The sequence below is a fragment of the Rossellomorea vietnamensis genome (genome assembly GCF_025398035.1).
Taxonomy (GTDB): Bacteria; Bacillota; Bacilli; order Bacillales; family Bacillaceae_B; genus Rossellomorea; species Rossellomorea vietnamensis_B.
Genome location: NZ_CP104558.1, coordinates 3,758,955 through 3,778,288, shown reverse-complemented (window position 1 = coordinate 3,778,288; position 19,334 = coordinate 3,758,955). Strand labels below are relative to the sequence as shown.

Annotated in this window: 25 protein-coding genes and 1 riboswitch; of the genes, 13 read left to right on the top strand and 12 right to left on the bottom strand. The window is 45.5% G+C overall.

The window, feature by feature from the left end:
• Positions 1-193 precede the first annotated feature (193 nt).
• A riboswitch (SAM riboswitch) is annotated at positions 194-337 on the bottom strand.
• 319 nt (positions 338-656) lie between these two features.
• Complete coding sequence (gene pckA / locus N5C46_RS19370) at positions 657-2,246, top strand: phosphoenolpyruvate carboxykinase (ATP) (RefSeq protein WP_261749846.1); 1,590 nt, start codon at positions 657-659, stop codon at positions 2,244-2,246.
• Positions 2,247-2,303: 57 nt separating this feature from the next.
• On the opposite strand, the gene N5C46_RS19365 is transcribed toward pckA, so the two are convergent.
• Positions 2,304-2,453 (bottom strand): lmo0937 family membrane protein, encoded by a 150-nt coding sequence (locus N5C46_RS19365; RefSeq protein ID WP_106298475.1) that lies wholly within the window; start codon positions 2,451-2,453, stop codon positions 2,304-2,306.
• Positions 2,454-2,636: 183 nt separating this feature from the next.
• On the opposite strand from N5C46_RS19365, the gene N5C46_RS19360 reads away from it, so the two are divergent.
• Positions 2,637-3,428 (top strand): GNAT family N-acetyltransferase, encoded by a 792-nt coding sequence (locus N5C46_RS19360; protein WP_261749845.1) that lies wholly within the window; start codon positions 2,637-2,639, stop codon positions 3,426-3,428.
• Positions 3,429-3,466: 38 nt separating this feature from the next.
• Here the strand turns inward: N5C46_RS19360 and N5C46_RS19355 are convergent, their stop codons facing one another.
• On the bottom strand, positions 3,467-4,027 hold the full coding sequence (locus N5C46_RS19355; RefSeq protein WP_261749844.1) for a biotin transporter BioY: 561 nt from the start codon (positions 4,025-4,027) through the stop codon (positions 3,467-3,469).
• Between the two features lie 165 nt (positions 4,028-4,192).
• Between N5C46_RS19355 and N5C46_RS19350 the strand changes: the two genes are divergently transcribed.
• Positions 4,193-4,525 carry a hypothetical protein gene (locus N5C46_RS19350; RefSeq protein ID WP_224522113.1) on the top strand — a complete coding sequence of 111 codons (333 nt, stop codon included), beginning with the start codon at positions 4,193-4,195 and terminating at the stop codon, positions 4,523-4,525.
• A 39-nt stretch (positions 4,526-4,564) separates the two neighbouring features.
• Here the strand turns inward: N5C46_RS19350 and N5C46_RS19345 are convergent, their stop codons facing one another.
• Both N5C46_RS19345 and N5C46_RS19340 read right to left on the bottom strand, forming a co-directional pair.
• Positions 4,565-4,807 carry a DUF2584 domain-containing protein gene (locus tag N5C46_RS19345; protein ID WP_079534072.1) on the bottom strand — a complete coding sequence of 81 codons (243 nt, stop codon included), beginning with the start codon at positions 4,805-4,807 and terminating at the stop codon, positions 4,565-4,567.
• Between the two features lie 26 nt (positions 4,808-4,833).
• Positions 4,834-5,604: an alpha/beta hydrolase family protein gene (locus N5C46_RS19340; protein WP_261752383.1), complete on the bottom strand. Its 771-nt coding sequence runs from the start codon at positions 5,602-5,604 to the stop codon at positions 4,834-4,836.
• A 242-nt stretch (positions 5,605-5,846) separates the two neighbouring features.
• On the opposite strand from N5C46_RS19340, the gene N5C46_RS19335 reads away from it, so the two are divergent.
• The 3 genes from N5C46_RS19335 to N5C46_RS19325 all read left to right on the top strand — a co-directional run bounded on the left by N5C46_RS19335 (position 5,847) and on the right by N5C46_RS19325 (position 8,430).
• On the top strand, positions 5,847-6,803 hold the full coding sequence (locus N5C46_RS19335; protein WP_261752382.1) for an ABC transporter substrate-binding protein: 957 nt from the start codon (positions 5,847-5,849) through the stop codon (positions 6,801-6,803).
• A 69-nt stretch (positions 6,804-6,872) separates the two neighbouring features.
• Positions 6,873-7,649: an ABC transporter ATP-binding protein gene (locus N5C46_RS19330; protein ID WP_261749843.1), complete on the top strand. Its 777-nt coding sequence runs from the start codon at positions 6,873-6,875 to the stop codon at positions 7,647-7,649.
• Positions 7,630-8,430, top strand: a complete 801-nt coding sequence (locus N5C46_RS19325; protein ID WP_034765514.1) for an ABC transporter permease — start codon at positions 7,630-7,632, stop codon at positions 8,428-8,430. Before N5C46_RS19330 ends, N5C46_RS19325 begins: the two co-directional genes overlap by 20 nt.
• On the opposite strand, the gene ytkD is transcribed toward N5C46_RS19325, so the two are convergent.
• The 3 genes from ytkD to N5C46_RS19310 all read right to left on the bottom strand — a co-directional run bounded on the left by ytkD (position 8,420) and on the right by N5C46_RS19310 (position 9,772).
• A complete protein-coding gene (ytkD, locus tag N5C46_RS19320; RefSeq protein WP_261749842.1) occupies positions 8,420-8,893 on the bottom strand; it encodes an RNA deprotection pyrophosphohydrolase in 474 nt (157 codons plus the stop codon). The genes N5C46_RS19325 and ytkD overlap by 11 nt on opposite strands.
• A 94-nt stretch (positions 8,894-8,987) precedes the next feature.
• A complete protein-coding gene (locus N5C46_RS19315) occupies positions 8,988-9,326 on the bottom strand; it encodes a hypothetical protein (RefSeq protein ID WP_034765509.1) in 339 nt (112 codons plus the stop codon).
• A 56-nt stretch (positions 9,327-9,382) separates the two neighbouring features.
• On the bottom strand, positions 9,383-9,772 hold the full coding sequence (locus N5C46_RS19310) for a phage holin family protein (RefSeq protein WP_261749841.1): 390 nt from the start codon (positions 9,770-9,772) through the stop codon (positions 9,383-9,385).
• A gap of 206 nt (positions 9,773-9,978) precedes the next feature.
• Between N5C46_RS19310 and N5C46_RS19305 the strand changes: the two genes are divergently transcribed.
• Entirely contained in the window at positions 9,979-10,224 is a 246-nt protein-coding gene (locus N5C46_RS19305) for a DUF6154 family protein (RefSeq protein ID WP_060672906.1), read from the top strand.
• A gap of 56 nt (positions 10,225-10,280) precedes the next feature.
• Here N5C46_RS19305 and N5C46_RS19300 read toward each other — a convergent pair whose 3' ends face one another.
• Positions 10,281-10,463, bottom strand: coding sequence for a hypothetical protein (locus tag N5C46_RS19300; protein ID WP_224522109.1), 183 nt, complete (start codon positions 10,461-10,463; stop codon positions 10,281-10,283).
• Positions 10,464-10,622: 159 nt separating this feature from the next.
• Here N5C46_RS19300 and ytzI point away from each other — a divergent pair, with 159 nt between their 5' ends.
• On the top strand, positions 10,623-10,793 hold the full coding sequence (gene ytzI, locus N5C46_RS19295) for a YtzI protein (protein ID WP_229594227.1): 171 nt from the start codon (positions 10,623-10,625) through the stop codon (positions 10,791-10,793).
• Positions 10,794-10,834: 41 nt separating this feature from the next.
• On the opposite strand, the gene N5C46_RS19290 is transcribed toward ytzI, so the two are convergent.
• Positions 10,835-11,308, bottom strand: coding sequence for an S-ribosylhomocysteine lyase (locus tag N5C46_RS19290; protein WP_034765503.1), 474 nt, complete (start codon positions 11,306-11,308; stop codon positions 10,835-10,837).
• 177 nt (positions 11,309-11,485) lie between these two features.
• Between N5C46_RS19290 and yidD the strand changes: the two genes are divergently transcribed.
• From yidD to N5C46_RS19265, 5 genes are all read left to right on the top strand, one after another.
• Positions 11,486-11,722, top strand: coding sequence for a membrane protein insertion efficiency factor YidD (gene yidD, locus N5C46_RS19285; protein WP_261749840.1), 237 nt, complete (start codon positions 11,486-11,488; stop codon positions 11,720-11,722).
• A 154-nt stretch (positions 11,723-11,876) separates the two neighbouring features.
• Positions 11,877-12,803, top strand: a complete 927-nt coding sequence (locus N5C46_RS19280) for a metal ABC transporter solute-binding protein, Zn/Mn family (protein ID WP_336275508.1) — start codon at positions 11,877-11,879, stop codon at positions 12,801-12,803.
• A gap of 159 nt (positions 12,804-12,962) precedes the next feature.
• Positions 12,963-14,321, top strand: a complete 1,359-nt coding sequence (locus tag N5C46_RS19275) for a cytochrome ubiquinol oxidase subunit I (protein WP_034765501.1) — start codon at positions 12,963-12,965, stop codon at positions 14,319-14,321.
• Between the two features lie 18 nt (positions 14,322-14,339).
• Positions 14,340-15,371 carry a cytochrome d ubiquinol oxidase subunit II gene (locus N5C46_RS19270; protein WP_098439260.1) on the top strand — a complete coding sequence of 344 codons (1,032 nt, stop codon included), beginning with the start codon at positions 14,340-14,342 and terminating at the stop codon, positions 15,369-15,371.
• 117 nt (positions 15,372-15,488) lie between these two features.
• A complete protein-coding gene (locus N5C46_RS19265) occupies positions 15,489-16,211 on the top strand; it encodes a 3-ketoacyl-ACP reductase (RefSeq protein WP_261749839.1) in 723 nt (240 codons plus the stop codon).
• 36 nt (positions 16,212-16,247) lie between these two features.
• On the opposite strand, the gene N5C46_RS19260 is transcribed toward N5C46_RS19265, so the two are convergent.
• The 3 genes from N5C46_RS19260 to N5C46_RS19250 all read right to left on the bottom strand — a co-directional run bounded on the left by N5C46_RS19260 (position 16,248) and on the right by N5C46_RS19250 (position 19,290).
• Positions 16,248-16,619, bottom strand: a complete 372-nt coding sequence (locus N5C46_RS19260; protein ID WP_261749838.1) for a VOC family protein — start codon at positions 16,617-16,619, stop codon at positions 16,248-16,250.
• Positions 16,620-16,700: 81 nt separating this feature from the next.
• The gene (menC, locus tag N5C46_RS19255; protein ID WP_261749837.1) at positions 16,701-17,810 is read right to left on the bottom strand and encodes an o-succinylbenzoate synthase; all 1,110 of its coding nucleotides are present in this window, start codon (positions 17,808-17,810) and stop codon (positions 16,701-16,703) included.
• Positions 17,800-19,290, bottom strand: coding sequence for an o-succinylbenzoate--CoA ligase (locus tag N5C46_RS19250; RefSeq protein WP_261749836.1), 1,491 nt, complete (start codon positions 19,288-19,290; stop codon positions 17,800-17,802). Before N5C46_RS19250 ends, menC begins: the two co-directional genes overlap by 11 nt.
• Between the last annotated feature and the right edge of the window lie 44 nt (positions 19,291-19,334).

Here is a 19,334-nt window from a genome sequence, read left to right as displayed (position 1 = left end):
TTGTCAAAAATCTTCTTCTGACAAAACAGTAAACAGATACGGTACTCATTTCCCTAAGTAGTATGAAGTAAACATGATTCTTTTATCAATCAATCATGATTTATGTGCATGTGGTCCACTATAAACAGAAAAAACCCTTCCTCAGGAAAAAAGCTTCAGAGGAAAGGTTTCAGATCATAGCCGCGCCTTTTCTCTCTTATCGTTCAAGGTTTTAGAGACCTTGCCTCAGTTTAGCACCTTCGCTTAATCGGATTCATTAAAGAAATGGATCCATTCACTATTTAGCAGGTTGCTGGGTTTCATAGGGTCTGCTCCCTCCACCAGCTCAGGATAAGAGTATCCGTTCAAGGAACAATGATAACGGTTAGGACAAGTGGTGTCAACTTTTTTTGAATGACAGGTTTAACCATTCCTTTCATGGTTTCAACCTGTTTTTTTATCATTACATAACCTAATGGGGTAATGAGGCTAAACATTTAGAGGTGGATTTCATATAAATAAGAAGAAACATGCTTTATTCGGTCAAGAAATGTGACAAAATGAAGACACATTATAAAATTAAATAAATAGTATAGACTAATAGCTTGATTGTGTTATACTATTTTTGTAAAGTAAACGATACCATTTAAATAAATTTATATAAAGGAAGGGTTCGAATGAATTCAGTGAGCATGTCTAATGAATTAACGGAATTACTTAATGGTCAAAACATCCAGGAACAATTATCTGTTTCTCAACTAGTCGAAAAGGTCCTTCAGCGAAATGAAGGCGTTTTAACTTCATCAGGTGCAATCAGAGCAGAAACTGGTAAATACACAGGACGCTCTCCTAAAGATAAATTTATTGTGGAAGAACCAACGACGAAAGATAAAATCGAATGGGGTTCTGTCAATCAGCCGATCTCATCGGAATCGTTCGATAAATTATATACGAAAGTCATCGAATACTTAAAAGAAAAAGAAGAAGTATTTTCATTTAAAGGGTTCGCAGGTGCCGACCCGAAACATAGACTACCGATCCAGGTGATCAATGAATTTGCCTGGCATAATCTGTTTGCCCACCAATTATTCATTCGCCCGGAAGCAGAAGAGTTAAAAGATCACAAGTCAGAATTCACCGTCATTTCAGCCCCGAACTTCAAGGCTGATCCTGAAGTCGACGGCACTCACTCCGAAACGTTCATCATCGTTTCATTTGAAAAAAGAATCGTATTGATCGGTGGTACGGAATATGCCGGTGAAATGAAGAAGTCGATCTTCTCGGTCATGAACTATGTACTTCCTGAATCCGACATCCTTTCCATGCACTGCTCTTCGAACGTCGGTCGTGAAGGCGATGTTGCATTGTTCTTCGGATTGTCCGGTACAGGGAAAACGACTTTATCCGCTGACCCTAACCGCCGCTTGATCGGTGATGACGAGCACGGCTGGTCCCCGAACGGCGTATTCAATATTGAAGGCGGATGCTATGCTAAGTGCATCGGGCTTACACGTGAAAAAGAACCTCAGATCTTTGATGCGATCCGTTTCGGTTCCGTCCTGGAAAATGTCGTTCTTGATGATATGTCCCGCATCGCGGATTATGATGATAACACTTTAACAGAAAACACGCGTGCTGCCTACCCCCTTCAAGCGATGGAAAACATCGTGGAGCCAAGTATCGCAGGACACCCAAATACAATTGTATTCTTAACAGCTGATGCTTTCGGGGTATTACCTCCGATCAGCAAGCTGACAAAAGAACAGGCGATGTACCATTTCTTAAGCGGCTATACATCGAAGCTTGCAGGTACAGAGCGTGGAATCACGTCACCACAGGCTACATTCTCGACATGCTTCGGTTCACCGTTCCTCCCTCTTCCTGCCACTCGCTATGCAGAGATGCTTGGTAAGAAGATCGATGAGCACAATGCACAAGTATTCCTCGTGAATACAGGTTGGACCGGCGGAGAATACGGGGTTGGGAATCGCATGAAGCTTTCCTACACCCGCGCCATGATCCAGGCGGCCCTTGAGGGTGAACTTACGAATGTGGAAACGGCAACAGACGAGATTTTCGGCCTGAACATCCCGGTTCACGTTCCTGGTGTTCCAGACGAAGTGCTTCAACCTAAGAAGACATGGTCCAATGAAGCGGCCTATGAAGTGAAAGCAAAAGAACTTGCTCATAAATTCAACGAGAACTTCAAGAAATTCTCGAACGTCCCTTCTGACATCGAACAAAAAGGCGGCCCGTCCGTAAAATAAATCACTTAACATACAAAGGTCCGTCCCTCAAATCAGAGGGACGGACCTTTGTTATGGTTATAGCCCTTTTTTGCGGCCGGTGATTCTGTTAAATAAGAATACGACAACGGCGATGATCAGTAGAACATGGATGACGGCTCCACCGATTTTAAAGATCAATCCTAGTAACCAAAGAACTAATAAGATTCCGATGATGGTCCAAAGCATGTGTGCTCCTCCTTAGAACTGTTATAGAAAAACTGTTATTGATCATAAGTTTCCCTAAAAGGTGAATTTTAAAACCACTACCATTTCCCTATTCTTTTATTACGATCCTAAAGAAAAATAATACTTTACTAAATATTACTAATTTTGGTATGATTATGATTAAATTTTACAGGGGGAATAGAGATGATCAGACAGCTTACAGAGAAAGATCATGTTATTTGTCAGCGACTCATTCAGCAGCAGCCTGCTGAGAACTTGTTCATCATCGGAGACATCGAAGCCTTTGGGTATGAACAGGATTTCCAGAAGATTTGGGGAGATTTTGATGAGGAAGGAAATCTCAGGGGGATCCTCCTCAAATACAGGGAAAATTTCATCCCTTATTCCATGGGGGATTTTGACGCAGAAGGCTTTGCCGCCATTATCAACGGAACAGAAGACTACAGCATCGTTTCAGGATTGAAACGGATTGTCACTGAAGTTGAACCCTTCTTATCCAGGGAAATCAATTCGAAAAGACATATGTATTACGCCAAATGTGACAGTGCATCCTCCATGGAAGACCGGGAGCTTCCTCATGTGAAAGAAGCTTCTTTCACCGATCTACCTCAACTCGTGGAGCTTTTGAACGCTATCCCGGAATTCAGTGAAGGAAGTTTTACGGTAGAGAAAAGAAAGCATGGGATGGAAAAGGGCGTAGCCCGCAGTTACTATGTAGAAGAGGACGGAAAGTTCGTTTCTTCCGCTTCCACAACAGCGGAAAACAGCATGTCCGCCATGATCGTCGCCGTATGCACACATCCCCAATACAAGAAAAAGGGCTACGCAACAGAGTGCATGACAAAGCTTTGCCGTGACGTATTGAACGAAGGAAAAGAACTATGCCTTTTTTATGATAATCCTGAAGCAGGAAAAATTTATAAGCGTATCGGATTCAAAGATATCGGTTATTGGTCAATGTATAAATTCAACTAAAAAAAGTGGATTCCTATAAATAGGAGTCCACTTATTTCTTATGCTGCCACGTTCGGGTTCTGGATCAATTTTGCCTGTACCAATCGTTTTCTTACGGTGATTCCAATCCAGCTTGCCAGGAATGCTTTGATCAGTCCCACGACGATAAATGGATAAACCCCCGCTGCCATCGCTTGACTCCAGCCGAGATCCGCCACAAATTTCAGTTGGATGGTTCCAAGGATCAACGTGATGATCATGCCGACCGTGTTGGCGATCATCGCCATTGGAATCGTAAATCTCGTTTTTTCAAGAATGAGTCCTGTGAAGTAAGCCGCAATGATAAATCCGAAGATATAGCCTCCTGTCGGACCGACCAGGACCTGTGCCCCTCCACTGAAACCGGCAAACACCGGGACCCCTACCGCGCCGAGTGCCGCATAACATATCAAGGACAGCGCCCCGTATCTGCTTCCAAGAATCGTAGCCGTGATCCCGACTGCCAGGGTTTGGCCGCTGATGGGAACGAGTGGCAGTGGTATTTCAATCTGTGCGAAAATTCCTGTCATGGCAGCAAAGATGGCACAGTGAATGATCATCCTCAATTTTTCTCCATTCATGTGTAAATCCCCCTTATGTATGTAAACTTCTTATACATTTTAGTTTACACAAATCTGAAGAATTAAGGAAGCACCATTTCCATAAAAAAAGCGGAAAAAATATCATGTTAGCGTACAAGCTTGAATATCTTTTGAGTATGTGCGGAATGGAAAAGGAGGAGACATATGAAGCGTCTGGCCGTATTAGTGTTATGTGTATTCCTATTGAGTGCCTGCGGGGAGAAGAAACCTGCATCGTATGAATTATGCGGGTATGGGGATATGATGGTCGTGAACGACAAAGAGTATGTGAAGGTATCTGCCGAGAAGAAACTCACCCTTCAGAAAAAGGTGGGATCCATTAAAGAAAAGATCGAAACCAAGTATCACCCCGTCAATAATTTCACCGCTAACACACTGGCGGAAGGTACCCCCATTTATAGCGTAAAAGACCACAAGAACTATCTGATCGCACAAACGAAGGATAACCGCTATCTGCTATATGAGGAAATCAAATAAAATGGAAGGCTGTAAGCATTTGTTTACAGCCTTCCGTTTTCAATTGGTGGAATTGAGGGAAATGAGCCGGTAGACGATCGTCGTCTTCTCATCCTTCCACTCCATCTTTTCAATTCTTCCGAAACCACTCGGATCACTGTGCTTCGTTTTTTTCACATCTATGGGAAGATGCATCGGATAGAGCCGGTATCCGTCCTTTTGAAGCTGAAACAGATTCTCTTCTTTTCTCACTTCTTTTCCTTTAGTCACAATCATCGTATTCAATTCCAGACCCATGCCCATCTTATATGACCTCAATCCTTATTAGTTTATTGATTTTTCATCCATGATGCCAGCAGGGAAACGATTTCTTGATTCTTCCGTGGCGGAAAGTAGTGCGTAAACTCTTTGAAATAATGGGACGAAACCCGCTTCCCGAGCTCCTTCAATCTTTTTTCTAATCTATATGCATGCTCGACGGAAACGTTCTGATCTTTTTCACCATGAATGATCAAGACCGGGGCCTCAAGGTTTTCAAGTGAATACAGGGGAGTCCTCCATTCGTATCGTTCGGGCACTTTATTCGGACTTCCCCCGATCACCCTCTTCATCATTCTCCGCATGTCCTTTCGTTCATCATACGTCAAGAACATATCAGACACACCTCCCCATGTGACGATGGACGTCACGTCCCTCGACTCGATCCCTGCCATCAGGGCCATGACGCCGCCCCTCGAGAAGCCGAAAACATGGATACGATTCTTTGCCACCCGGGAGTGATTTCTCAACAGTTCCACTCCTGCAACAGCATCTTGTCGGTCATCCCCGGCGAAATCTTCATTCCCTTCTCCCCCTAGGTTCCCCCTGTAATATGGCGCAAACACGATGAATCCGTGTGATGCGAACTGAGCGATCCTGGCGGGCCTGACCATGCCGACACCTTTGATCCCTCCCCTTAAATAAAGGAAACCATCGTATGTACCTTTTAAAACAGGCTCTGCCAGCAAGCCCTTCACCCTCAGTCCCGAGGATATATAGGTGATTTCATATAATTTGACATGAGGGTTCGGAGAGGGAAACAACGTTTTCTTCACGATCATTCCGTTCTTCATATTCTCTTCCTTTCAAAACGTGCTATGGGTATTCACACATTTTTTATACTCTACATAGACTATTTTAGCAAATGGAATTCACGTTGCTTTATGACCATCCTACCCTACTGCCAACCAAATAAACAAGGTTAGGCTGCACTCATCCCGACTACTGATTACGTGAAAAGTAAAGGAGGAAGATTAAATTGAAAAAATGGCTTCGAAGCGGTTTAGGTGTATTCCTCATTCTTATGCTGACCATTGGATTGACTGCATGTGGAGAAAAAGAGGAGGCTGTCCAAAAGGTTCGTGTAGCGGAAGTGACCCGCTCGATTTTTTACGCACCTGAATATGTAGCAATCGAAAAAGGATTCTTTAAAGAAGAAGGACTCGACATTGAACTGACCACCACATGGGGAGGGGATAAGACGATGACCACCCTTTTATCAAACGGTGCGGATGTCGCACTGGTCGGCTCTGAAACGTCCATCTACGTCCATGCACAAGGGTCGGATGATCCCGTCATCAACTTCGCTCAATTAACCCAAACCGACGGTACGTTTCTCGTCTCCAGGGAAAAGGTGGAGAACTTCGAATGGGATCAGTTGAAGGGATCAACCTTCCTTGGACAGCGTAAAGGCGGCATGCCGCAAATGGTCGGGGAATTCGTGTTGAAGAACCACGGCATCGATCCGCAGAACGATTTGAACCTGATCCAGAACATTGATTTCGCCAATGTTGCCAATGCCTTTGCATCCGGTACAGGCGACTACGTCCAATTATTCGAACCGACCGCCTCCATCTTTGAACAAGAAGGAAAAGGCCATATCGTCGCTTCCTTTGGGACCGAATCAGGGCATGTGCCGTACACAACCTTCATGGCGAAAGACAGTTACATGAAAGAGAACAAAGAAACGGTGGAGAAATTCACGAAAGCCCTTTACAAAGCTCAGCAATGGGTGGAAGAACATTCAGCGGCCGACATCGCCAAAGTGATTGAGCCATACTTCGAAGATACGGAAGTGGATTTAATCGAGACGGTTGTCGACCGGTATAAATCACAAGGCTCCTTCGCCACAGACCCGATCCTGGATGAAGAAGAGTGGAACAATCTTCAGGCCATCATGGATGAAGCAGGAGAACTCCCTCAGTCAATTGATCACAAAACGCTCGTAAACACTTCCATCGCTGAAAAAGCATCAAAGTAGCAACACCCGGGGGCTGACACATGTCAGCCCTTCCGTTGTAAAAAAATTCGAAAATGGAGGCTTAAAACAGTGAACTTTCTATCGATCGATTCCGTCCACCACACCTACTTTTCACCGAAAACGGCCACCCATGCCCTCACAGACATAACATTGCAGGTAGAGGAAGGTGAATTCGTCTCGTTCATCGGTCCATCGGGATGCGGAAAGACGACGCTGCTTTCCATCGTTGCCGGCCTGATTCAGCCGACAGAAGGAACCGTCACCTTGTACAATAAGCCCATCAGGAATATGAAGAAAAAATTGGGATATATGCTTCAGCAGGACTATCTGTTCCCGTGGAAAACGATTGAAGAGAATATTCTTCTCGGATTGGCCATTATGGGGAACCTGACAGAGGACAAAAGAAAAGAAGCATATGCTTTATTGAGGGAAATGGGCCTTGAGGGTGTAGAGACATCCTACCCACGGGAATTGTCAGGGGGAATGCGTCAGCGGGTCGCACTGATCCGGACACTCATCACCGAGCCCCAACTGCTTCTCCTGGATGAACCTTTCTCTGCACTTGATTATCAAACGAAATTGAAGTTAGAGGACCTGGTGTTTTCCACTTTGAAGTCCTTCGGGAAAACGGCCATCCTCGTCACACATGATATCGGGGAAGCGATTTCCATGAGTGACCGCATCATTCTATTCGGTTCGAAACCGGGGCGTGTCCATATCATATTCGAAGTGCCACAACCGTTAAAGGGATTGATGCCCTTCGAGGTCAGAAATCATGAAGCGTATCCGGAATTTTTCCAGACGATTTGGAAGGAGCTTGAGAAACTTGAATCAAGAATCGATTAAACAAAAACACCAGGAATACATTCAATCATTGAAAAGAGAGCAGCGATGGGTTTGGTTTTATCAAGCCCTTATTTTCACCGTCTTCTTCTCACTGTGGGAAATCGCCAGTCGAAACAGCTGGGTGGACCCCCTCATCTTCAGTTCGCCTTCGAAGATATGGAAGCTGTTCATCGTGAAGTTGGGGGACGGGAGCCTTTTAGCCAACCTGTCTGTGACACTTGGGGAAACCGTCATCGGATTCATCCTCGGCACCCTGCTAGGCACCCTGCTTGCCGCTTTACTTTGGTGGTCTCCGTTTCTTTCGAAAGTATTGGACCCTTATCTTGTCATCCTGAACGCCATGCCTAAGGTCGCCCTCGGACCTATCCTGATTGTCGGACTCGGACCGGGCTTCACGTCCATCATTGCCATGGGAACCGTCATCTCTGTCATCATCACCACCATCGTCGTCTATACATCCTTTCGGGAAGTCGACCCGAATTACTTGAAGGTGATGCAGACATTCGGGGCGAAACGGGGACAGATGTTTAAAGAAGTCATCCTCCCCGCTTCCTTCCCTACCATCATTTCGACCTTGAAAGTCAATGTAGGGCTATCCTGGGTCGGTGTCATCGTCGGGGAATTCCTTGTGTCCGCCAAAGGTCTCGGATACATGATCATCTACGGATTCCAGGTCTTCAACTTCACACTAGTCCTTCTCTCCCTACTCGTCATAGCCGTATTCGCAACCATTATGTATAAGCTCGTGGAGCAGCTCGAGAAGAAATGGATCAAGTCATAAGATCGAGGTCTCTTACCCTTTTCAGTGCCGATTCCACCACCCGATCCTTCATGATGAAACTAAAGGAAGGGTCTTCGTGAATCTGTGTAAAATCACCGTCCCAAAGCACGGACCCTTCTGTTTCCAGGTAATCATCTTTTTGGATCATCTCTTCTGCTTCCGCAAAGAAAATCGTTTTGACAAATGGTGTGTGGTCAAACACCTTATATTCCCCAATGAAAAGGGGCTCTTTGATCACTCCCCCCGTCTCTTCAAACGTTTCGCGGACTGCAGCGTTCTCAAGGGTCTCCCCCTTTTCCCTCTTCCCACCTGGAAACTCGAGACCCCTTTTTTTATGGCGGGTCAATACCCATCGCCCTTTATAGCGGCAGATTACAAGGACATGGCAGGACTCCTGTTGAAACTCCCCCTCATGAAAGGATAATTCCACTCTTTTGCCATTTTCATCTATAAACCGTTCCATCTACGTCACCTCATCCGTACACACTTTCTTTCATCTAACCACAAATAAAAAGCATTGGTCCACAGATATCACTTCTGAACCAACACTTTTATCATTACTCGTGATCTTCATGAGGCTTGGAGTCGAGGATGCCTATGCTTTCGATGAAAGTCTTGACGTCTTCATCTCCCAGCCGGTGAAGCATTTCATACACTTGATGCAGATTTTCATCATAGGCATCATTTTCCCGGTCAAAATGGTATTGAACATAAGGAACGTGAGCCCTGTAGAAATTTTGCCAGTCGACCGAATGATTGGAATCAAACACTTCCCGGAGCTGGGTGATTTCTTCATCGGTCGCAGATATTTTAAAGTTCCATTCGGAATCCGTCGAGCTTCTTGAAATTTCACCGGTGGCCACTTCAATATAATAATCATGTCGTTCTTCGCTCATCTTCCCACTCCTTCACTGTACTTACCCTTCATTTTCCTCAATTGACGGAATTCTATTCACTTGGATTTCTTCTTCAACACTTCAACCGCTTTCCGCAAAAATTCCGGTACGGGCACTCCTGCTCTCCCGACATTCTCAATGATCGAAATCAACTCATTGCATAAATAAAAAATAATCGTCGCATTACGAATAAAGTGTTGATTTGTTAGTATAGTATCAATAAGATGAGCAACGGTGACAAGCGAGAAAATCAGCACTTTCCGGCCGATCCCCTTTATACCGAATTTGCTTGAAAGTTTTCCTTCGATCCCGCTTGCGATCATCCCTGTAAAATAATCGAGGGTCACGGCGATCAACAGAAACGTAATCAACATGTCCCACTCTCCGAATAAATTAAGAATAAGGGCACTGAGACCCGAGCCAACGAACAGCAAGCTTTTCTCCAATTAAAGCATCTCCTTTTTCTAGTGGCTGGTTTATCGCAGACAACTTTTTCATCACCAGTGAAACGACGGACGCGGGCGGCAGAACGCCTTTACACGGTTAAAAAGTCCGATAAAAGGGTAAAGACAAATAAGAGTTGTCCTAGCATAATATGTAGAGTAATTCATAAACGTTCATGTTAAAATGAAACAAAAGGGAGGTGAAGTGCATGAAGTTGATCGAAGAGATTTATGAAATGTACCGTGGAAGAATCAAAGGTACCGACGAAGACTTAGACCTCATTGCCCTTACAATCTTAGAAGATACATCCAGGAATGAATTATTGGAAATGATCCAGGAAATGGAAACAGAAGAATTGCAATACTTCTTCCGCTTATACATATTTGAAACATTGAAAGAAAAATGGTCCAACAGCGAGGAACGGGTGAGACTGGAGAAGAAAAGCCTTCATTAAGCCGAAATCTTTTCGCAAAAAAAGCGTTGCCCCGATTAACCGGAGCAACGCTCTTTTCATCCTTTTATATCCACTGCATGTCCTTTACTTGGATGAGGAGCAGGTTGACTGGCCTGCAGATCCCTCATCATCACCGTGACCTGAGCCGTTTGAGTCGCCATCTGGCTCTTAAGCAGGTTCATGCTGAGCGTCCTCTGAAGCTCAGCCACCTGTTTTCCCATCATAGAAGACATTTCCATGGTATCTTCCCCCTCGCTTCGTCTTTCAAGGATCGTGCATACTATATTCAGAATACCAAACATCCAATGGAAAACATAGGAAACGTCATAAAAATGTTGTTTTTTCTCCTATATGGCCGATCCTTCTATGGTAAAATAGTGAAAAAAGGGGGTTGCATGATGTCAATGACTCTTGTCCTGATTATTGCGGTTGTCATATGTATCCTGGTGATTTTCGTCAGTGCCCTTACAACGTCCAAAGCCTATACAACCGTTAAACATACAGTCGATCCACTCGAAAACAATCCTCACCTCGAACAGATGAAACAGGATGAGGAAAAGAAAGAATAAATTCAAAAAAACCACCGCTCATGATGAACGGTGGTTTTTCTTTATGCAAATACTTGCTTCAATTCTTCATTGCTCTGACTCAGCCAGAAACGCATCAGTTTCTTGGCCCCTTCCAGGTCATGAAGCTTCGCCTGCCCGCATTGCTTCTCATTGGCTGCAGGAATTTCTTCGATTTCTACCGCTTCTTTCATGGTAGCATTCAACAGGTCGATGATCTCTTCCACTTTCGGCTCACCGCTGACGACTAAATAATAGCCCGTTTGGCAACCCATCGGGGAAATATCAATAATATCAAAATGAGCATACGGCTCAGCATATTTACGGATCGTGAAGGCTAATAAATGCTCAAGAGTATGAATGGAATCAGGCTTCATCGCCTGCTTGTTCGGCTGACAGAAACGGATATCAAACTTATTCACAAGTCCGTCGCTTCCCACTTTATGGACACCGCAATGTCTCACATATGGTGCTTTCACTGCATCATGATCTAATTCAAAGCTTTCTACTGAAGGCATTAAAATCACTCCCATTTAGTTTCTACTTCATAGTATAACGTAAATTCATAGTTATTTCATCAACTTAATCTGAATTAGGCGAAAATCCTATTTTCCTACCCGGGCTGACAGGCCAAAATCTTTCAATCCCCCTCCAGATTCTGATATAGTAAAAGAAAATCAACAGGGAGACGGATTATGAAACAAGTATTGTTAGTATTGTTCAAGTTTTACCAGCGCGTCATTTCTCCCCTTAAACCCCCTACTTGCCGCTTTTATCCTACATGCTCCCATTACGGTGTCGAAGCCGTGAGCCGGTTTGGCGCACTAAAGGGCGGCTGGCTGACGATCAAGCGGATCGTGAAATGTCACCCATTTCATCCTGGAGGGATCGACCACGTGCCGGAAGAATGGCCACGGCAAAAAGATAAATGATTCAGGCTGGCTCCAAATCGGGAGGCAGTCTTTTTTTTATAAAAATAATCCATTTATCTTGCTTATTCCCCTTATCGGTAGTAAAATAACCTTTGTGCTAAATCGTAATCATTACAGTTAAGGAATGAATACCACTAAAAAAGGAGGATTCCTCTTGAACTATATTCGCATGAGTTTGCTATTATTATTGATTTTCGTATTGTCTGCCTGCGGAGCCGACTCCGCTCAGGACGGCAAAAAGAAAGATGTTTTAGAAATTTACACGACCGTCTATCCACTGGAGGATTTCACGAAAAAAATCGGCGGGGACTATGTGGATGTTGAAAGTATCTACCCTCCAGGTGCCGATGAACACACCTTCGAACCATCTCAGAAAGATATGATGAAGATGGCTGACGGGGACGTTTTCTTCTATGTTGGAATGGGCCTTGAAGGATTCGTTGAAAACTCCAAATCACTATTAGAAAATGAAGGCGTTACTGTGGTACCGACAAGCAAAGGTATCGAAGTGCCTCATGAAGAAGAGGCTGATGAACACGACCATGACGACCATCACCATGATGTGAACCCTCACATCTGGCTGGATCCCGTATATTCGAAGGAAATGGCCAAGAATATCGCCGACACCCTCTCGAAGGAAATGCCCGAGCATAAGGATGAGTTCCAGGCTAATCTTGAAACGTTGTCGAGTGACCTGGACGAGTTGGATGCTGAGTTCAAAAAGATGGCTGACAACGCGCCAAAGAAGACATTTTACGTGTCCCACGCCGCCTACAGCTATTGGGAAGAACGCTACGGACTTCACCAGGAAGCCATCGCCGGCTTGAATACAGCCAATGAACCATCCCAGCAGGAGCTGAAGAAAATCATCGAAAAAGGAAAAAAAGACAATGTTCAATACGTTCTCTTTGAACAAAACGTCTCTTCACGGCTGACAGAAGTCGTCCAAAATGAGCTTGGTGCGAAGTCACTGACACTTCATAACTTATCCGTCCTTACAGCAGATGATCGAAAAAAGGATGAGGATTATTTTTCACTGATGAAAAGGAACATCGATACATTACAAAAAGCATTGCAATAAGAGTGGCCACGGTGGCCGCTCTTTTTTTATGGTGTTTATAATCGGTGAAGGTTTAACACTCTCCCAAAATAGAAAATCTCCCTCCCAAAAAACATGAATATTATTTTCCATTAAGTGGACAATAAGGAAATGTTAAAGACTAGTAAGGGAGATTTGAAAATGGATGAATTAGTAATCGCTCGTTCCATGTTTGGGATCACCATGGGGTTTCATATCATTTTTGCCACACTTGGAGTAGGTATTCCGTTAATGATCCTCGTGGCCGAAATCATGTTTCAACGGACCAATGACCTTGATTATTCGGTGATGGCGAAGCGCTGGACGAAGGCGTTTGCCGTTCTGTTAGGGGTGGGTATCCCAACCGGGACGATCGCCGGCGTTCAACTCTCACTCCTTTGGCCGGGATTCATGGAGGTCATCGGGCGCGTCATGGCCCTGCCGTTTCAAATTGAAATCTATGCTTTCTTTGTGGAAGCATTGTTTATGTCCATTTATGTATATGCAGCAAGCCGGATCGCACCATGGATGAGGATCGTGAGCCTGGTCCTTGTTGCCATTGGCGGTCTTGCTTCAGCCGTATTGATCACCAATGTCCATGCGTTTGAAGGAACGCCTGCGGGATTTGAAATCATAAACGGACAAATCACCAACGTAGATCCGTGGAAGGCATTCTTTAATCCGAGTTTCTTCGTGACAGCCGGACACGTGGCGTTATCGGCCTATGTAGTCGGGTCGTTTACGATTGCGACGGTGTCCGCATTTAAAATGCTCCGATCTTCTTTCGGTTCGAGAATTTATGCCTTTCACCGAAAGTCGCTCATGATTTGCTTATTAGTCGGGGGTGTCTTCGCATTCTTGACCGCCATCAATGGACATGAATCAGCCCAGAAGCTCCATGAGTATCAACCTGAGAAATTGGCAGCCGCCGAAGGTCTGTTCGAAACCCAGACTCATGCTCCCCTTTCGGTTGGAGGATTCACCGACCCTGTCACACAAGAAGTGAAGTGGGGGATTGAAATTCCGTGGGCCCTCAGTTTCCTTGCCGGGAACAGTTTCGATACGGAAGTGATCGGATTGAACGACTTCCCTGAAGAATATTGGCCGCCTCTATTCGTCCATACCTTATTTAATGCGATGGTCGGGATCGGCTCATTGCTTATCTTACTGTCACTGGTCGCCTATGTATGGAACAAATTACTGAAAAAGGACCGGTTCCCGAAATGGCTGATGTGGGCATTCGTTGCGGGTGGCCCGCTGTCGATCATGGCCATCGAATTCGGTTGGATTTTCGCCTGTACCGGCCGACAGCCTTGGACGATCTACCGTATTCTCAGTACGGAAGACTCGGTGACCACTTCAGGGAACTTAGGAACCCTATTCATCCTATTCGTGTCCGTATATGCGATTTTGGCCGTGTCCGTCGTTCTCGTCCTTCTCTATTATTTCAAACGGAATCCGCCAGAGAAGGATATTACCAAAGCGGAAGCGAGTCACAAGGATATTCCATTATCAACTTAAACAGCAGGAGGTGAAGATATGACACAATCATTGATTGCCATCACGATCCTATGGGGCTTCGTTTTTATCTATGCCGTCATGGCCACGATGGATTTCGGCGCAGGTTTCTGGTCGATGATCTACATCAATCATGACAAAACGAAGGCGACGAACATTGCCAATCGCTATCTGTCCCCGACCTGGGAGGTCACCAATACATTCATCGTCGCCCTGGTCGTCGCCGTGTACAGTATGTTCCCTGGAGCCGCCTATTCATTAGGGACCGTATTGCTCGTTCCCGGAAGTTTGATTCTGCTGCTTCTGGCCCTGCGGAGTGCCTTCCTTGTATTCTCTCATGTAGCAGATGACTACAGAAAACCGCTGACCTATGTAACGGGGATCACCGGGTTATTGATTCCGGGCCTGCTCATCAGTGTACTGCCCATTTCTCACGGACCTTATATTGATTTCAGCGACGGACAGACCCTTCACCTGGGAAAATTGTTTACTAGTCCACATGAATATGCCTTCTTCGGTTTCGCCGTCGCAAGTACGCTATTCTTGTCATCTCTGCTTCTCGCTGACTACTCCAAGGCTTCAAAGGAATTCGAAGCCTTCAAAGTATATCGCCGGGACGCTCTGATCATCGGTCCCATCTCGGTTGTCATGGCCTTTCTCATCATGTTCACCATGAAAAATGAGGCAAGATGGATTTACGATCGTATGATGGACGACCTGCCGATTCTACTCGTCTCCCTTCTCGGGTTCCTCGTCGCCGGAGGTGCTTTGTTCCTTCCGACGAACAAGGAAGGGATGAAAGGGATGCCCCGGGTGGCCGTCATTGCCGTTACCTTTCAATATGTACTGGCGAGTTATGTGTACGGTCGGGCACATTTACCTTATATCATCTATCCGGAGGTCACGATCCAATCGGGTTTTACCGACCCAAACTCCTTTAAGGCTGTATTCATCACCTATATCGTCGGGTTCATCATCCTGTTCCCTGGTTTTGTCTACTTCTGGAGTTTATTCATGAATGATAAACGGTATTTACGGCAAAAAAGTGAATGAATTCGCTCCGGGACTCCCGGGGCTTTTTTCATTCTGATCCGTCAGGTAGATTAGTTGCCTATCCGCACTCCTACACTTTACACTTACTGTAGAACCTGATGGAAAGGATGATGGAAGATGGCACAATCGATTAAAGGCAAAACGGCTTATATTACGGGGGCTGCCCGGGGAATCGGAAAAGCGACTGCATTAGAGCTTGCCCGTGAAGGCGTCCATGTCGGGTTGATCGCACGTACAGAAAGCACGCTGGCACAAGTGGCGGAGGAAGCACGATCTCTTGGAGTGAAAGCCAGTGTGGCTGTAGCCGATATTTCCGATATGGAACAAGTGGATACGGCCGTTTCAAAACTTACAAATGAATTGGGACCGGCAGACATCCTAATCAATAACGCTGGTATCGGAACGTACGGCTCGTTCCTGGACATCGATCCCGAAGAGTGGAAACGGACCTTTGAGGTCAATGTATTCGGCACCTATTATGTCACCCGTGCCGTCCTGCCCCAGCTGATTGAGAAGAACCGGGGGGACATCATCAATATCTCATCGAGCAGCGGCTTGAAAGGCACAGAGGGAAGCACGGCATACAGTGGATCCAAGTTCGCCGTCCAGGGGATGACAGAGGCACTGATGCAGGAAGTCCGAAAACATAACATCCGTGTCATGACCCTGAATCCGAGCCTGGTGGCAACGGACCTGAACTTTGGAGATAAGCTTGACGAGGCAGACAAAGAAAAGTATATGCAGCCCGAGGATTTGGCAGAGCATATGGTTTCGCAGCTGAAATTACACCAGAGGATCTTCATCAAACAGTCTCTTCAGTGGGCGACGAATCCGTTTTAAATGGAAGAAAGCCAGGGAGCATATGCTTCCTGGCTTTTATCTGTGTTGATCGACAAGAATGGTATTACCGTCCGGATCTTCAATCGTGAAGCTGGCTGGTCCCTCGCTTGTTTCATCCGCTTCAGACAGCATCGTTACCCCATTTGCTTTCAGATTCTTTTGAAGGTCTCGAACGTCCGTAAAGGAATCAAGGTTTTCCGCATTTTGATCCCAGCCTGGATTAAATGTCAGGATGTTCTTTTCAAACATTCCCTGGAACAAGCCGATGATACAACTTTCATTCTTCATGATCAGCCAATTTTGATCGATATTCCCGCCCATGACTTCAAATCCAAGGTTTTCGTAAAATGATTTTGATAAATGGATGTCTTTTACACTTAAACTGACAGAAAATGCACCTAGTTTCATGGTTCCTCCTCTAAGGATTTTTCTTTAAGTATAAAGGGACCTGTTTGAAAATACAATATTTCCCGCTTTATATTCAAGTGATCAGTGGGAGGACAATGTCTCTTTATATAATGTGACTTCTTTTAGACGAGCCCGATTTAATTCCACTCCAATCCCTGCCCCTTCCAAACGATTCGCGACACCATTTCTCACAACGATCGGAGAGGTAATGATGTCTTCTTCCCAATACTTCGAGGATGAAGAGATATCACCCGGAATAGAGAATCCTTCAAGGGTTGAAAGCGCCAGATTATGAGCCCGGGATACCCCGAATTCGATCATCCCCCCGCACCATACCTTGATCCCGTTTTCCCGGCACAACCGGTAGATTTCAAGCGCACTCGTGTATCCCCCGACCCTGCCAAGCTTGATGTTGACCACTCCGCAGCTATTCAAATGGATGGCACTCTTCATGTCGTGGGGTGTCACGATGCTTTCATCGAGACAGATCGGGGTGTTTATCTCCTTTTGCAATAAAGAATGTTCAATCAGATCGTCGACCCCAAGCGGCTGTTCGATCATCTCTAAATCAAATTCATCCAATGCCTGAAGCTTTGTTATGTCTTCAAGGGTGTAAGCGGAATTGGCATCGGCTAAGAGAGACAGGTTCGGGAAATGGGACCTTAATTCTCTGACGATCCCGACATCTTTTCCCGGAGAAATCTTCAGCTTTATTCGCTGATAACCATCTTTCACGAGATCTTCAGTCTGTGCGACCATCTCTTTCAAAGTCCCCGATCCAACCACAGCTCCGGCAAGAATTTCTTTACGCGTCCCGCCGATCATGTTCCATAGTGGCTCCCCTTGCTGCCTTGCATAAAGATCCCATAAGGCCATTTCAAGGGCAGCCTTCGCCATGGCATTTCCCCGTACCGCTTCGAACCGCTTACCGATTTCCTCAGGATGATGAAATGGTTTACTGTTCATAAGGGGGATCAACACATCCTTCAGCATATGAAAGGATGTGTTCACCGTCTCCTCTGTATACCATGGTGTGGAAAAGGCGACACCTTCCCCCAGTCCACACATTCCATCACTGTCCCTGACTTCGACGATGATGCCTTCCCGGTCTTTAACCGTTTGAAGATGGGTCACAAATGGCTTCTTTAAAGGCATGGAAATAACATGGAGGGTGATGGATTCAATCTTCATCGGCAACCATCCCTTTTTCCCACTGCTCTCTTAACACTCTCCTCAGCAGTTTGTTTGAGGCATTTCGTGGAAGTTCATCTACAAACACGATTTTTTTCGGACGTTTATAAGACGCCAGGTTCTTCTCGCAGTGTGTAATGATATCCTCTTTTGTCAGATGATCTTTTTTTACAATGAAGGCACACGGAACTTGCCCCCATTCGTCACTTGTAATCCCAGCCACACCTGCATCCTCCACCCCGTCACAGCTGAGGAGGACACTCTCGATTTCAGCCGGATACACATTTTCCCCTCCGGAAATGATCAAGTCCGAACGCCGGTCGAGGACAAATAAGAACCCTTCTTCATCCATATATCCGATATCTCCCGTATGAAACCAGCCGGATTCAAAGCTCTTGGCGTTGGCTTCCTCCCTACGGTAATATCCAGTCGTCACATTCGGTCCTTTCACAAGGATTTCGCCTTCCTGATTCGCCTTGGCGGTTCCTTCTTCATTCTTGATTTTTAATTCAGAAGGAAAGAGGGGCTTTCCGGCCGATCCGAGCTTAGACATACTGTACTCCGGCGACAATGTCACAATCTGAGAGGCAGTCTCTGTCATACCATAGGTTTGGAAGACCGGCACCCCGTTTTCTTTACACTTCTGCAGTAATGGAAGCGGTGCAGGACCACCGCCCAGCAGCATACAGCGAAAACGTGGGTGATAGGTTTCATCCCCCATGTCTTTCATCAAACGGGAGAGCATATTGCTGACAACCGACATGATGGTGACATTCCCGGACATCAATTCACGGTTGATCCCTTCCACATCGAAGGTTTCAAACAGACGTACGTTCATTCCGTAAACAACGCTTCGCATCAGGATTGAGTAACCACTGATATGAAAAAGGGGTACAGAACAAAGCCATGTATCATTTTCAGTTATTCCAAGATTCAGGGAAGAACCGATGGCGCTCCACCAATGGTTGCCGTACGATTGAAGAACACCCTTTGGCGCTCCTGTCGTACCCGATGTATACATGACCGAGCATGCTTGGTCTAACTGAAAATGATCCTTCACCTCAAAGCGTGTCGGGTCAGTGCCGAATAATTGAGAGAAAGAGACTCCCTCCACTTCTCCCCCTAAAAAAGAAAGCTTCCCTGCAAATTCATCATCATAAATGACCGTCCCTAATCCCATATCTTGAATCTGGAAAGAAAGTTCATTTTCACTTAACTTATTGTTTAACAGTACAGTCGTGAAACCGAGCTGTTGAATGGCATGAACAAGGAAGACAGACTCCACTTTGTTTTTAATCATGAGTCCCAAAAAAGGATGAGACGAATGTTTCACGATGGTATGCAGTTGTTCCCCGATCGAAATGGCTTTTTCCCACAGCTCTCCAAATGTATACTCCACATCACCATTCGTTAACGCTGTTCGATCAGGGGTTAAAAACGCTCGTTGTTTCAGCCAGTTAGGCAATTCCTGTGTAGTCATCCTGTCATTCTCCATTCCTTTCGTATTGATTCACTTTTCATTTA